This is a genomic window from Streptomyces chromofuscus (assembly GCF_015160875.1).
In the GTDB taxonomy this organism is placed as follows: domain Bacteria; phylum Actinomycetota; class Actinomycetes; order Streptomycetales; family Streptomycetaceae; genus Streptomyces; species Streptomyces chromofuscus.
Genome location: NZ_CP063374.1, coordinates 5,446,679 through 5,460,169 on the forward strand (window position 1 = coordinate 5,446,679; position 13,491 = coordinate 5,460,169).

Below are 13,491 nucleotides of genomic sequence, written 5' to 3' on the forward strand. Positions count from 1 at the left end.
GTTGAACGACCGAGCGCTAGACTGCTCTCGCTACGAGAAAGAGGTTGAGGATGGCACGCCCCAGGGCATTTATCAGCTTCCAGATGGAAGATCGCTGGGCTCGGGACTTTCTGAAAGAACACGCTCGAAACCCGGGAAATGAAGTCGAATTCGTCGACTACTCAGTCCAAAACCCCTTCGACTCCTCATGGAAGACGCAGTGCAAGCTTCGCATTGCCCAGACTAAGGGAACAATCGTCCTGATTGGCCCCACGACTTACCAATCAGAAGCGGTGGATTGGGAGATCAGGGAGACGATCAATCAGAATCATTACCTCTTCGGGATCCAGATCAACTCCGACAAGACGCATCGAGTTCCGGATGGCATTCCGTCATCAGCTGTCATTCGCTGGAACTTCTCTCAGATTGCTACATGGCTGTCCACTTGGGTGTGACGGGTGAATTACCTAGAGCAAGTAGCCGGAGCCATTAGGGCCGAGATTCCCACATCTGCGCTGCCGTCCGGCAACGTTGACGATTTGTTCAACCTCTACGCAGTCCTAGCTTTAACGAAGGGCGCTGACGTCACAGCTTCGGACGTGCATGACGCCTGGTCTGCCTGGCAGATTCGACTAGACCCGACACACGCTTCCATTCAGCCATACGGGCAGCTCAGTCCTGCAGTCCAACGCCAGGACGCTGTTTTTGTGCGAGCCATCAGGAAGGTTGCCAGCGCATCCGCGTCGGCGGACCCCGTGGGCAACGCCCTCCTTCCCTATGGTGCGCCCGACACCCCGGAAGAGAGTGAGCGACTGTTCGAGCTCTATAAAATCATGGTGCAAAGCTCCGAAAGCCTGGTCAACCGCAGGCAAGGAGTAAACACTTTCTTCATCACCGTCAACGGCGCAATCCTGACTGGGCTCGGATTCTTCATCAAGGCGGGCGGGAAAGAGGAGCTCAAAGCACTGGGCATCCTACTGATCGCGCTAACAGGTTTCATCCTCGCGCATGCGTGGAAAAGCCTCATCACCTCTTTCGGGCAACTCAACACGGGTAAGTTCGCCGTCATCAACCGCATCGAAAGATTTCTTCCGGCCGCCATCTTCTACGCCGAATGGGAAGCGCTGGAGCGAGGGATGAACCCGAAGGTCTACCGCTCCTTCACCTCTCGCGAAATCTGGGCCCCAAATCTGCTGATGATTCTCTACGGATTGGCCGCTATCGGATCCGCCCTTATCGCTTGCGGTGTCTGGCGTATTTAGCATCCGGCTTCCGCGCTATAACGATAGGTCGGCGGAGCGGCTTTGGGCTGGAGCTGCTTTGGGGCGAGTGATCATGGCCCCGTAAGCTTTCGGCGCGTCGGGCAGTCTGTGGACCTGCCCGCTAAAGCACGACGTTGGGGCCATGATCTTAGAGGCTCGCCCCAAAGTGGCTGCCTAAAGCCGTGGAGCCGACCGCCCCAGCCGCAGAGGGTGTCTCCCATCTTCATGCCCGCAGCTCGCCAGCGCGCCGCCGGGCGCGGCCAGCCGGGGCGAAGACAGGAGGCAGGCCGCGCCGCTGAGGCGGCGCGCGCCCGCGCCGTGCGCGGGCCTTGAACCAGTAGAGAGAGTTTGAATCACGCTCATGCTGCTGGTCGTTGATGCTGCTCCTGTGAAGGGTGGCTGTTGGCTAGTGGTGTAGAACCACAGGTATGGGGAGTGAACGGCGCGAGCGGATGAGGGTGCTTGGGGCACGTCTTCGGGCTCTGCGTGCGGATGCCGGTCTGACGGGTGCTGCTCTCGCGGCGCGAGCTGGCGTGGGTCAACCGACAGTTTCCAAGGTGGAGAACGGGCGTATGGTCCCGAGCCTCGATGTGCTGGACCGGTTGTCCCGGGCGCTCGGGCTCGATGGGACGGCCGCCGGTGAGGTCCGCGAGCTGCTGGCCGCGGTTGAGGCTGTGGTGGAGACCGGTTCCGACTCCGAAGAGGACGTCTCCGCGGGGTTCGTCGTAGATGAGGTGGTCCGCGGCGCTCGGTTGGTGCGCTCCTTTCAGTGCGTGGTCCTGCCGGCCATGCTCCAGAGTGCCGAGTACGCCCGGCACGTCTTCCTGACGTCACCGGACCCGGACGCTGAGACGGTAGGCCGGGCTGTTGCTGCTCGGGTGGAGCGACAGAGCCTCTTGTACGAACCGGGGCGCGAGTCGGTGTTCGTGTTGACGGAAGCGGTGCTGCGGACGTGGCCGGGGACGCCGTCGCTGATGCTTGCCCAGCTTGATCGACTGTTGGCCGTCGAGAGTCTGGACACGGTGCGACTCGGAGTCATCCCGTGGCGTCGGCCGGTGCCGGTGCTGCCTCGTCATGGCTTCACGCTCTGCGATCGGCGGTCCATCGTGGTGGAGGCGTTCCCGAGTGAGCGGGTCTCCACCGAGGCAGATGACCTCGCTCGGTACGAGGAGATGTTCAGCCGGTTTGAGGGCGCGGCCGTCTTCGGTGGTGAGGTGCGAGACCTGCTGATGCAGGTGATGGCGGAGTTCCGTGGGTTGGAGACCACCGTCACCCAGTAGAGGAATAATTCCTCTGTATGCCTGGATCGGTGTCGCAGGGGGGAATACTCTGCTCCTCGTGCTGTCTAGCCCTCTAGACGAGGAGTGTTGTCGTGCTCACCAAGTGGTGCCGTGCCTTCCCTGGGCTGCCTGAACAAGTCGCCGAAGCTCGTCACTTCGTAGCTGCGTTACTCCAGGAGTGGGGGTGCATCGATGAGGGAGCCCTGGTGGTCGGGGAGCTGGCGGCGAACGCCGTACGCCACTCGCTGAGCGGCGAGTCCGGCGGTTGGTTCCTCGTGGTTGTCGGCTTCGGCTCGGACTTCGTACGTATCGAGGTGATCGACCAGGGCGGCGGCAGTGCCCCGGCAATGCGGGACGCCGCCAGCCTGGAAGAGAGCGGCCGCGGGCTGATGCTGGTGGCGGCCTGCGCGAAGGACTGGGGTGCCAAGACTCTGCCGCAAGGTTCTTCGGTGTGGGCGGACCTGGTGCGGGAGGGGGTGTGACCGCCTCCAGCCTGATCCTCCTCGGCCGTCGCGCAGGTAGGAGGGGGTGACTCCCCGTGGGGTGCCTCGGAGCCGGTCCGGCCTCCATGTGATTGGCGTCCGCTCGGGTCAGCCGCTCCCGCCTGTTTCGTCTAGGGGCCTAGACTCTTGGGTGAAGCAGGGAGGTGAGCACATGTCGGACGAGCTGCAACGGATCATGGCGATCGATGATCCGTACCTGCTCTTGCGTGAGGTCACGACGCGATTGGCTGACGCGCAGCAGGAGGTCACCGAACTTGCTCGGCTGCGGCGCCGTGTGGTGCAGGACCTCCATGCACAAGGACTGTCGTACGCGCAGATCGCGACGAAGGCCGGCCTCAGCCGCGGGCGCATTCACCAGATCCGCCACACTGGCCCGGCGCCCGAGGGTGCGTTCCTCGGGTCGGGCGCCGTCACGGTTGCGACTCCGCTACGGCGGGACGACGAACGCGGGCGCACGGTCGTCGCCGTGGACGACGTCAGTTCCGGCAAGCGTTTGGAGGACCTGGCACGGTCGTACGGTCTCACCGTCACCTCCGAACATGTGCCGGTGAGCGGGGAGATCGACCTGAACCGTGACGGCCTGGTTGTCGTCTGCGGGCCGCGCATGTCCCAGGACATGTGGAACACCTACGCACAAGACCCTGTACTGCGCTGGGAGAAGGCGGAGGACGGCCCCTGGACGGTCGTGGACCGGCTCACCGGCACCGTGCACCGGTCGGGGCAGGACAGCGATCCGGCCCGGCCGTACGACATCGGCTATCTCGGCCGACTGCCGCGCCCGGACGGCAAGGGCTCGCTCCTGGCCATCGCCGGTATCCACACGCAAGGATCGCTCGGCGTCGTCCAGTTGCTCGCTTCCGAACTCAACTCCCTGTGGGGGCAGGTGGGAGATCGCCGGTTTTCTACGCTGGTAGGGGTCGAGTACGACTCGGAGACCAGTGAACCGCGGTCCGTCGAACTGGTCTGCCCGCTCTACCGTCACGACGAGGAGACGGCGGAGTGAGGTTCACCCTTGGTACCTCGCCGTCCACGCCGGACAGTGAGAACGAGGACTTCGCCGCTGCCGCCCCCGATGCCGCCGTGCTCCTCGACGGCGCCGGCGTGGGGGGCGCGGAAACCGGGTGCGTGCACGGCGTCGCCTGGTTCTCCGGAACGCTGGGGGCGCTGCTGCTGCGTACCCTCGTCGCGCGTCCGGCCTGGTCGCTCGCCGAGTGTCTGGCCGACTCCATCCGCATCACCCGCTCGCTTCACGAGGACGTCTGCGACCTGGAGTACCGGGCCAGTCCGACCAGCACGGTCGTTGCCGTCCGTGCCCGTGACGGAGTGCTCGAACACCTCGTACTCGGTGACTCCTCACTGCTTCTTGCGAAGCGGGATGGGAGCTCTTCCGTCATCACTGACCGGCGCCTGAACGAGGTCGGGGCGCGGCTTCGCGGGCCGGTCGACGAGCTGCCCACCGGTTCGCCGGAACATGCCGCCGCACTCTCCGAGTACCAGGACGCTCTGACGTCTCTCCGGAACCGGCCGGGTGGCTTCTGGATCGCCGGTCCCGATCCGCTCGCGGCCGAGCATGCGCTGACCGGCACGGTGCCGCTGGACTCCCTGGCCTCGGTGGCGCTGCTGAGCGACGGCGCGACACGGTTGGTGGACCGCTTCGGGCTTGCCTCGTGGGACGAGACCTTGGCTCTCCTCGACTCCGCCGGCCCGGACGAACTGATCCGCCAGACCCGTAAGGCGGAGGACGGCGACCCTGACGGTCGGCGCTGGCCGCGGGGTAAGGCGCACGATGACGCCACCGCCCTGCACTGGGCGCTTTCGTAGAGAGCCGGTCACTCCGCCGACACGACGCTCGTATACCCCCCTAGACAGTTCATGGGGCGTCGGTTTACGGTAGCCGTCAACCCCCCTAGACAGTTAGGGCGGATTACTCCCTGTGCTGTCTAGGGGGGTATTCAACGGCTCGGCGTCCGTGACGGATGCCCGATCAAGTGAGGTTCACAGAATGCGCGTCATCCCCGTGGATACCTCGTCCGCCACTCTGCTGGTCACGAAGCTGCCCGAGGTCAAGGTGAGGGACCGGCAGACCGGTGAGGTGGCCGTGGACCCGGTGACCAACGACCGGCTCATGGTCCTGGAGTTGGTGTTCATCGCCGAGGGCGGTTCGGACATGATCAAGGTGACGGTTCCCGAGAAGGGCATCGGTGAGGGCCTGGTCATGGGGGCGCCGGTCTTCCTGTCCGGGCTGGTGGCCCGGCCCTGGGAGAGCGAGTTCGGCGGTCGTACCCGGCACGGTATCGCCTACCGGGCGGACGCCGTCATGGTCGGCACTCCGGCTGCGGCGCAGGGCTGAGCATCATGACCGATGCCCTGTGGGTTCTGGTGCTGGCACTGCTGGCAGTGGCCGCGCTGGTCGCGGTGCGCCGTCGGCTGCCGGTCCTGTTCTGGTGGCTGGTCGGCTATCCGGCCGTGACGCTGCGGGTGCTCGCCACGTACCGGGCCACCATGGACGCCTGCGGCCTGACGGTGCCCGCCTCGGCCATGCGCCGGGCCACCGCCCGGATGGTGGGGCGGCAGGCTGCTCCCGTGCCGCCTCGCCGGTTGCTGCCGCTACCGACCGGGTCCGGGCTCGTGATGCGGCTGCGCATGGCGGCGGGGCAGGCTCCCGAGGACTTCACCGCCTCGGCCGATCGGCTGCGGCACGCCTGGGGCGCACATGCCGTGCACGTCCGTCCCACCAAGCCGGGGCGGCTGGAGCTGCGGTTGGTCGGCTGGGACGTTCTCGCCGACGTCCGGCCCCCTCGGCGGTGGCTGCGCACCGAACCGCTGTCCCTGCCGCTGGCGCTACGCGAAGACGGGCACTGGCACGTCCGGAACTTCCGCACCGTGCCGCACGAACTGATCCTCGGCGCCACACAGTCCGGCAAATCCGTATACCTGCGCAACCTGCTGTGCGGGCTGGCCCGGCAACCCGTTGCGCTCGTCGGCATCGACTGCAAGTGGGGCGTCGAACTGGCGCCATTCGCGCACCGGTTGTCGGCACTCGCCGACACGTCGGACCGTGCGAATGACCTCCTCGACGTCCTGGTGGAGGAGATGGAGGCACGGTTCCGCCTGATCGGCATGACGGGCGGGACCGGTCCGGACGCCGTGCTCACCTCGGACGTCTGGGGCCTTCCGGAGAAGGCGCGGCCGGTGCCGGTCGTGGTCGTCGTCGACGAGGTCGCCGAACTCTTCCTCGCCGCGAGCAAGGACGACGAGAAGCGACGGGACGCCATGGTCACCAAGCTCATCCGCCTCGCCCAGCTCGGCCGCGCGGCCGGCATCTACCTGGAGGTGTGCGGGCAGCGCTTCGGCGCCGAACTCGGCAAGGGCGCCACCATGCTCCGCGCCCAGCTCACCGGACGGGTCTGCCACCGCGTCAACGACGAGACGTCCGCCAACATGGCGCTCGGCGACATCGCACCGGAAGCGGCGCTGGCCGCGACCTCCATCCCGGCCGAACGGCCCGGCGTCGCGGTCGTCGGCGACTCCTCCGGCGGCTGGTCCCGCATTCGCTCGCCCCACCTCACCCTCGACGACGCGGCGGCCGTCTGCCGCGACACTGCGGGCCTGGTCCCAGACTTGCCCCGCCTCGACCCCTTCCGGCCCGTCGTCGCCGAACCGGCCGGGCCGCCCTCGCTCCCCGCCGCGGTGCCCACCGCTCGCCCGGCCACCGAGTAACCGGACTCCCTCTCCCACGGCCGGCGTGACCGCCTCGCGCCATGTCCCTACCCCTCCCATCCCCGAAACCGGAAGGAAGCCCTGTGTCACGTCCCTCCATCGCCGAGGTCAGCGCGCTCATCGCCGACCTGGCCGCGCTCCGGCAGAACCGCACCTCTGCCGAGTACGCCGCGCTCATGGACCGCAAGGCGGACCTGCTGGAGCGCATCGCCGACCACACGCCCGGCGGCACTGGGGCCGCCGAGGTGGCCCGCCTCGCCCGCGAGCGCGCCGACTCGCTCAAGTCCACCGACTGATCACCCCCGAAGGAGACCGAGCCGATGCGTGCCCACCTGGCCCGCGTGGACGCCGTGATCGTTCAGGCCGTCATCGCCGGTGCCCTGTCCTTCTCCCACCTGCACGACCTCGCCGCGGCGGCCGGACAGGACGGCTGGAAGGCGTGGGCCTACCCCGTAAGCGTCGACCTGCTCTTGGTCGCCGCCTGGCGCCGGATGCGTCAGCAGCAGCGGGCTGGACAAGCGGCCGGTGGTCCGCGGCTGTGGTTCCTGGTGGCCCTGGCCGCATCCCTCGGCGCCAACGTCGCCACGGCCGGGCTCCTCGACCTGGACGACGTACCGGCCTGGCTCCGCGTGACGGTCGCCGGCTGGCCCGCCATCGCCTTCTTCGGCGGCACGCTGCTGGCCCACGCCCCGCACACCCCGGAAACAGCGACAGCCCCGGTCCCCTCGGCAGCGGACACCCCTGCGGAGCCGCACGCCGTTCCGTCCGCCGTCGACCGGCCCGAACGTGAGGCGCTGCCGGCGCGCTCCACCGACCCCGGCCCGGCCCCGGAGCCCGCTGCCGACCAGGTCGCGACTCCGGCCCCCGCGCCTGCTTCCGCCGTCGCCCTGCCGCCCGCCCTCGTCGACCGCGTCCGGGCGCTGGCCGATGAGCACCGCTCGGCCACCGGCCGCCCCGCCGACCCGGACACCGTGCGCGCCCGGCTCGGCCTGCCCCCGTCCATGACCGCATCCATCGCCGCACACCTCTGAGAGAGGAGCAACACCGTGAACCCGCGTTTCCGCAACGTCCGTCGCATCGGCCCCGTCAACGTCGCCTCGTACGTCGACCGCGGCCGGAACCGCCACCTGGCCGCCTGCACCGCGCCCCGCTGCGACTTCTCCGCCGAGTACGACAGTCGCGCCGCTGCCGAACTGGCCGCCCGTACCCACCGCTGCTCGGCCTGACAGGAGACCACCGAAGTGGACATTCCGCTCTGGCTCGCCCTGCTCGTCGTCGGCGTCCTCGGCGTCAAGCTCATCCGCCCGCCCTGGTGGCTCATCGCCGTCCTGCTCGTCGGCGGCTACCTCCTCGCCGACAGCCTGCTCGCCCCCGTCATCGACCCCGTCCTCAAGTGACCCGCGAAAGGAGAGTGCTCATGTTCCGACCGAAGGTCCCGACCATGCCGCAGTCCACCGGCCCGGCCGCCCCGCCTGCCATCGTCGAACCGCCGACCATCACGCCGGGCACTCCGGCTCCGCCGGCGGCCCCCGTCACCCCGGTTCCGGCCAGCCCGGCCGTCTGGCTCACGCCTGGCACCGCGCTCGCCCTCGTCGGTGGCGGCACTGCCGTGGTCCTGGTCGTCGGCGCCGTCCTGGTCTCCATGCTCCTCGCCGTCGCCCTCACCGCCACGTCCGTGGCCGTGTGCGTCGTTGTCATCCGCTCCGTCCTCACCCGCCGCTGACCTCATCGATCCGTCCGCCCGGCCTGCCCATGCTGTCTAGCCCCCTCGACAGGCCGGGCGGACACACCGCACGTCTGCTCTCTTCAAGGAGGAACCCGCAGATGCACCCTGCGGCTCCGACCGCAGCCATCCGCCAGCTGGCAGCACTCGCCCGGCACGGCGACCTCAGCGCCTACGCCCGCCAGATTCAGCACCTCGGCGGCTGCGAGCGGCCCGTCCGGATGGAGGGCCACCGGCTCGACGTCCACGCCGCCACCGGGGAGATCGTCCGCGAGATCGCCGACCGTCACCTCCCAGGCGGACAGCTCCTCATCCGCTGCAACAACCGTCGTGCCACCCGGTGCGCTTCCTGCGCCGAGATCTACCGCAAAGACACCTTCCACCTCGTCACCGCCGGGCTGAGCGGCGGAAAGGGCATCGGCCCGGCCGTCGCCCAACACCCGCGTGTCTTCGTCACCTTCACCGCCCCGTCCTTCGGTCCCGTCCACAACCGCCCCGGCGGCGGCCGGTGCCGCTGCGGACGCCTCCACCCGGACGACGACCCTGCCCTCGGCACGCCCCTGGACCCGGACCGCTACGACTACCGCGCGGCCGTCCTGTGGAACGCACACGCCGGGGCACTGTGGGGCCGCTTCACCACCTACCTGCGCCAGCACCTCGCCTCCCGTGCGGGCATCAGCCGCTCGGCGCTGCGCCACTGCCTCAAGGTCTCCTACGCCAAGGTCGCCGAGTACCAGCGGCGCGGCGCCGTCCACTTCCACGCCGTCATCCGCCTCGACGGCCCGGTCGGCGCCGAGGACGCCCCGCCGGCCTGGGCCACCACCGAACTGCTCACCGACGCGATCCGCTCGGCGGCCCGGACGGCCGAGACACCCGGCCCGGTCCTCGACGGCCACGCGTATGCCTTCCGCTTCGGCGAACAGCTCGACATCCGCCCCATCCGCTCGGCCGACTTCGCGGGCACCTCGGAACTGTCCAGCCGCGCCGTGGCCGCCTACATCGCCAAGTACGCCACCAAGGGCGCCGAGACCGCGGGCACCCTGGACCGCCCCATCCGCAACCCGATCACGGACCTGATCGGCTCCGGCGTCACTGACCACGCCCGGCGCATGATCCTCACCTGTTGGCACCTCGGAGCCCTGCCCGAACTCGAAGACCTGCGCCTGCGCAAGTGGGCCCACATGCTCGGCTTCCGCGGCCACTTCTCCACCAAGTCCCGCGCCTACTCCGTCACTCTCGGCGCCCTCCGCCAGGAACGCGCCGACCACAACGAAGCCCTGGCTCGCGAACACGCGGCCGAGGCCGGTCACCCGCTGCCCGACCCGGACACCGTGCTCGTCCTCTCGCACTGGCGTTTCGCCGGCACCGGACTGACCGCTGCAGAACACCTCATCGCTCACGGCATCCCTTCACCCGCAGCCCTGACAGACGACGAGACGGAAGGAGAACCGGCGTGGACCACCGACGTGACGAATTGATGACCGTCCCGCAGATCCTCGAAGAGCTGGGGGGTGTGTCCCGCCGTACTTTCTACCGGTGGCGAGAGCTGGGGCAGGGCCCCGCTGCGTTCAAGCTGCCCAACGGGGAGCTCCGGGTGTGGCGGAGTGACTTCACCGCCTGGCTGCGGCAGTTGGAGGCGGCGGCGTGAAGTCTCTCGACGTAAAGGTGTGGGGTGTTCGGAAGAGGAACACCAAGAAGTCGTCCTATGACGTCCGGTGGACCGTTGCCGGGAACGTGTTCTCCGAACAGTTCCGCACCAAGGGGCTTGCGGATCACTACCGTTCCAAGTTGCTCCGCGCCGCCCATGCCGGTGAAGAGTTCGACACAGAGACAGGGTTGCCCGACTCGATGGTCGAAAAGGCGGCCTCGATGACCTGGTATGCCTTCGCCTTGAAGTACCTCGCCATGAAGTGGCCGCATGCGGCGCCGAACACGCGCAACGGGATCAATGAGGCCCTGACCGCCGTGACGATGGCCCTCCTCGACGAGCGTCCGGGGCAGCCGTCCGAGGAACTGATCAGGAAGGCGCTTCGCAACTGGGCTTTCGTCCTTCCCGGACCGGATGAGCGCCAATTGCCGACCGATATCGCGAACACCTTGCACTGGGTGGCCAAGGCATCGCGTCCGCTCTCGGACCTCGGTGATGCTGCGATCGGCAGGGCCGTCCTGGATTCGCTCAAGCTGAAGCTCGACGGGACGGCGGCAGCCGCGGAGACCGTCCGGCGCAAACGTCGGACACTCGTCAACGCGTTGCACTATGCAGTGGACCTCGGGGAGTTCAAGGAGAACCCGATCACGGGCATCCGCTGGAAGAAGCCAAAGGTGGCCGGGGAAGTCGATCCCCGGGTGGTCGCCAATCCCGCGCAGGCTCGTTCCCTGCTGACTGCGGTCTCGTACGTCGGTGGGTACGGCCGGGCACGTGGCCGTCGACTCGTCGGCCTGTTCGCCTGCATGTACTACGGCGCCTTGCGCCCGGCTGAGGCGGTCGGCCTCAACGATGCGGACCTGAAGCTGCCCGAGGTCGGCTGGGGGACGGTGCTGCTGAATCGGACGCGACCCAGCGTCGGGAAGCAGTGGACGGACTCCGGCGAGACCCATGACGACCGGGGCCTGAAGAACCGACCGGCGGAAGAGGTCCGGCTCGTACCGATCCCGCCCCAGCTCGTCGCCATCCTCCGCCAGCACCTCGACACGTTCGGTACGGCCGAGGATGGGCGACTGTTCACCAACGAACGTGGGGGAGTGGTCGGCTCCTCGACCTACTACCGCGTCTGGCAGGAGGCCCGTGCGCTGGCGCTTCCGCCGGCCGCGGTCGCCTCTCCGCTCGCGGCTCGCCCGTACGACCTCCGGCACTCGGCACTGTCGACCTGGCTCAACTCCGGGGTGGACCCGACGGAAGTCGCCGAACGTGCGGGCAACAGCGTGGAGGTCCTGCTGAGCCGCTACGCCAAGTGCATCGACGGACGGCAGGAGATCGTCAACCGCAAGATCGAGGAGTTGCTGCGGGAGTACGAGTGATCACGGGACCAACGGACCCTCATACTCCAAGGGTGGACTTGTCCGAGGAAGGCGAAGCGCTCAATCCTGAGTGGGCCGAGGTGGGCAACAACAACGTGAATGGCATCCTGCACGGTTGCCGAGACGCCTCACCCGTCGCCGAGCGCTTCGTCCAGGCCGGCTGGAGGTCGAGGGCGTCCTCCTGGAACGGCTACGAGGTGGGAACCCGTTGGTGCGAAGTGGAGCTCGACCCCGTCGACGGGCCGGACGTCCTGCTGAACGGAGTCGTCGACCCGCGGCGGCTCGATGACCTCGCCGGCCTCCTCCACCGTTTCGGGCTGACCTACTCCCTGGAGCTCTACGACGGAGACGGCACTCTGGTCCGCGAGATCCGAGCTTGACTCGACAGACCTCGTTCAAGGCTCCCGGACGCGTCCGGGAGCCTTCGCGTTTGCCGGGGTTGACCTGGGGAAACGCCCCAAGATCCTGTCCACGAATAGTCCACAAGCCCCGACATACGGCCGCTCCGGGCGGCATACGGCTGCACATACGCGAAGACCCCGCTCTCAGCGTTTCCGCTGGTGACGGGGTCTTTGGGCACCTCATGCAGGGTGCCCCCGGCAGGATTCGAACCTGCGCACACGGCTCCGGAGGCCGGACAGTTCCCAGACGTTTCCGCAGGTCAGCGGGCTAACTGACGAGGCGTTAGCCCCGTCGTCCCGCGCATGTCCCGCGATCTGGAAATGTCCTAGTCTGACCTGCTTGCCTCAATTGTAGTGTCCCGGGGATCCCCGGGGCCAGGCTGCGGAGTGCCCGGAAATAAATTCGACAGCTCCTCCTGTTGAGTGTCGGCCACACTGGCTGTACGGGAGGGGCGGTGCCGGACCTGAAGCTCTACAACACTAATGGCGGCGTGACGGAGGTCATGCCGCGTCTTGCCGATGCCGAAGCCGATGTGCAGAGCATCGTTGAGGGCAACATGGAGAAGCTGCTCGGGGTCCGGTTCCTGGCGAGCGAGTACAGTACCGGCCCGGTCCACGGCGGCCGGATCGACTCGCTGGGCCTCGACGAGAACGGGGCGCCGGTGGTCGTGGAGTACAAACGCGGCACCGACGCCGGCGTGATCCATCAGGGCCTCTACTACATGGCGTGGCTGATGGACCACCGGGCCGAGTTCCAGCATCTGGTCCGCGACCGGCTCGGGGCCACGACCGCGGCCCAGGTGCTGTGGAGTGCGCCCAGGCTGATCTGCGTCGCCGGCGACTTCACCCGATACGACGTGCACGCCGTACGCGAGCACCGACGGAGCATCGACCTGGTTCGCTACCGATTCTTCGGCAAGGACCTCCTTGGTCTTGAGACCGTGGCTTCTGTCAGTGGGCGGCCGCCGGCCGCCGAGCGGGTTCGCCGGCGCGCGGCCGTGCTGCCGCCTGTCCGCGGGCACGGTGGGGAGCTGGCGGAGCTGGCGGAGGCGGTCGATGAGGTGTTGATCGACCTCGGTGACGGCGTCAGCTGGGTGCAGCGCAAGCAGTACCGCGCGTATCAGCGGCTGCGGAACTTCGCCTGCGTCTGCCCGCCGCAGAAGACCAAGCTCCTCGTCTACCTCAAGGCCGATCCGAGGAAAGTCGACCTCGTGCCCGGCTTCACCCGGGACGTGACGGGGCTCGGCCACCATGGCACGGGCGACCTGGAGGTGCAGTTGCGCTCCGAGTGGGATGTGGAGCGGGCCGTGGACCTCTTCCGCGCGAGCTATGCGGCGGGGTAGCCGTCTCGTGCCTCTGTGACGTGGACGAGTGCGGGACTGCGCGGCTGTGGATGTTGTGGTGGTGATGCCTTCCGACGTACGGGCAGGTAGTGGCGGTGGACCATCAATGATGCGGAGGATGCCCGGTTTGGCCAACCGGGCATCCGCGGCTATATTCCGCCCTCCTTCGCCAGCGGCACCTCGGTTTCAGCGCGATCACGATAAGAAACACGGTTCGATCAGGGACAGTCCCTTGCGGACGGATGGCTTCTGATCACCAGCA

The 13,491-nt window shown here is 67.9% G+C and carries 18 protein-coding genes and 1 pseudogene; all 19 read left to right on the forward strand.

Features of this window, described 5'->3' with window-relative positions; all coding sequences use genetic code 11:
* Positions 1 to 50: 50 nt before the first annotated feature.
* The 19 genes and pseudogenes from IPT68_RS24635 to IPT68_RS24720 all read left to right on the forward strand — a co-directional run bounded on the left by IPT68_RS24635 (position 51) and on the right by IPT68_RS24720 (position 13,229).
* Positions 51 to 434, forward strand: coding sequence for a TIR domain-containing protein (locus tag IPT68_RS24635; RefSeq protein WP_189696542.1), 384 nt, complete (start codon positions 51 to 53; stop codon positions 432 to 434).
* 3 nt (positions 435 to 437) lie between these two features.
* A pseudogene (locus tag IPT68_RS35225) lies at positions 438 to 650 on the forward strand (DUF7701 domain-containing protein); the annotation flags it as partial.
* 36 nt (positions 651 to 686) lie between these two features.
* Positions 687 to 1,241 carry a RipA family octameric membrane protein gene (locus tag IPT68_RS24640; protein WP_189696543.1) on the forward strand — a complete coding sequence of 185 codons (555 nt, stop codon included), beginning with the start codon at positions 687 to 689 and terminating at the stop codon, positions 1,239 to 1,241.
* 428 nt (positions 1,242 to 1,669) lie between these two features.
* Complete coding sequence (locus IPT68_RS24645) at positions 1,670 to 2,521, forward strand: helix-turn-helix domain-containing protein (protein WP_189696544.1); 852 nt, start codon at positions 1,670 to 1,672, stop codon at positions 2,519 to 2,521.
* Positions 2,522 to 2,613: 92 nt separating this feature from the next.
* On the forward strand, positions 2,614 to 3,003 hold the full coding sequence (locus tag IPT68_RS24650; RefSeq protein ID WP_189696545.1) for an ATP-binding protein: 390 nt from the start codon (positions 2,614 to 2,616) through the stop codon (positions 3,001 to 3,003).
* 172 nt (positions 3,004 to 3,175) lie between these two features.
* Complete coding sequence (locus tag IPT68_RS24655; RefSeq protein ID WP_189696546.1) at positions 3,176 to 4,027, forward strand: sigma-70 family RNA polymerase sigma factor; 852 nt, start codon at positions 3,176 to 3,178, stop codon at positions 4,025 to 4,027.
* Positions 4,024 to 4,845, forward strand: a complete 822-nt coding sequence (locus tag IPT68_RS24660; protein WP_189696547.1) for a protein phosphatase 2C domain-containing protein — start codon at positions 4,024 to 4,026, stop codon at positions 4,843 to 4,845. The genes IPT68_RS24655 and IPT68_RS24660 overlap by 4 nt, the downstream gene beginning before the upstream one ends.
* Before the next feature lie 181 nt (positions 4,846 to 5,026).
* Positions 5,027 to 5,374 carry an SCO3933 family regulatory protein gene (locus tag IPT68_RS24665; RefSeq protein WP_189696548.1) on the forward strand — a complete coding sequence of 116 codons (348 nt, stop codon included), beginning with the start codon at positions 5,027 to 5,029 and terminating at the stop codon, positions 5,372 to 5,374.
* Between the two features lie 5 nt (positions 5,375 to 5,379).
* Positions 5,380 to 6,744: an FtsK/SpoIIIE domain-containing protein gene (locus IPT68_RS24670; protein WP_189696549.1), complete on the forward strand. Its 1,365-nt coding sequence runs from the start codon at positions 5,380 to 5,382 to the stop codon at positions 6,742 to 6,744.
* Positions 6,745 to 6,827: 83 nt separating this feature from the next.
* On the forward strand, positions 6,828 to 7,040 hold the full coding sequence (locus IPT68_RS24675; RefSeq protein ID WP_189696550.1) for a hypothetical protein: 213 nt from the start codon (positions 6,828 to 6,830) through the stop codon (positions 7,038 to 7,040).
* Between the two features lie 24 nt (positions 7,041 to 7,064).
* Positions 7,065 to 7,775 (forward strand): DUF2637 domain-containing protein, encoded by a 711-nt coding sequence (locus IPT68_RS24680; protein ID WP_189696551.1) that lies wholly within the window; start codon positions 7,065 to 7,067, stop codon positions 7,773 to 7,775.
* 15 nt (positions 7,776 to 7,790) lie between these two features.
* A complete protein-coding gene (locus IPT68_RS24685; protein ID WP_073932476.1) occupies positions 7,791 to 7,970 on the forward strand; it encodes a mobile element transfer protein in 180 nt (59 codons plus the stop codon).
* 15 nt (positions 7,971 to 7,985) lie between these two features.
* On the forward strand, positions 7,986 to 8,141 hold the full coding sequence (locus IPT68_RS24690; RefSeq protein ID WP_189696552.1) for a hypothetical protein: 156 nt from the start codon (positions 7,986 to 7,988) through the stop codon (positions 8,139 to 8,141).
* Positions 8,142 to 8,161: 20 nt separating this feature from the next.
* The gene (locus tag IPT68_RS24695) at positions 8,162 to 8,467 is read left to right on the forward strand and encodes a SpdD-like protein (RefSeq protein ID WP_189696553.1); all 306 of its coding nucleotides are present in this window, start codon (positions 8,162 to 8,164) and stop codon (positions 8,465 to 8,467) included.
* Between the two features lie 101 nt (positions 8,468 to 8,568).
* Positions 8,569 to 9,945: a replication initiator gene (locus IPT68_RS24700; protein ID WP_189696554.1), complete on the forward strand. Its 1,377-nt coding sequence runs from the start codon at positions 8,569 to 8,571 to the stop codon at positions 9,943 to 9,945.
* The gene (locus IPT68_RS24705) at positions 9,945 to 10,115 is read left to right on the forward strand and encodes a helix-turn-helix transcriptional regulator (RefSeq protein WP_189696691.1); all 171 of its coding nucleotides are present in this window, start codon (positions 9,945 to 9,947) and stop codon (positions 10,113 to 10,115) included. The genes IPT68_RS24700 and IPT68_RS24705 overlap by 1 nt, the downstream gene beginning before the upstream one ends.
* Positions 10,112 to 11,485 (forward strand): tyrosine-type recombinase/integrase, encoded by a 1,374-nt coding sequence (locus IPT68_RS24710; RefSeq protein WP_189696555.1) that lies wholly within the window; start codon positions 10,112 to 10,114, stop codon positions 11,483 to 11,485. Before IPT68_RS24705 ends, IPT68_RS24710 begins: the two co-directional genes overlap by 4 nt.
* A gap of 32 nt (positions 11,486 to 11,517) precedes the next feature.
* A complete protein-coding gene (locus tag IPT68_RS24715) occupies positions 11,518 to 11,865 on the forward strand; it encodes a hypothetical protein (RefSeq protein ID WP_189696556.1) in 348 nt (115 codons plus the stop codon).
* A 476-nt stretch (positions 11,866 to 12,341) separates the two neighbouring features.
* The gene (locus tag IPT68_RS24720; RefSeq protein ID WP_189696557.1) at positions 12,342 to 13,229 is read left to right on the forward strand and encodes a DUF5655 domain-containing protein; all 888 of its coding nucleotides are present in this window, start codon (positions 12,342 to 12,344) and stop codon (positions 13,227 to 13,229) included.
* The last annotated feature ends 262 nt before the right edge of the window (positions 13,230 to 13,491 follow it).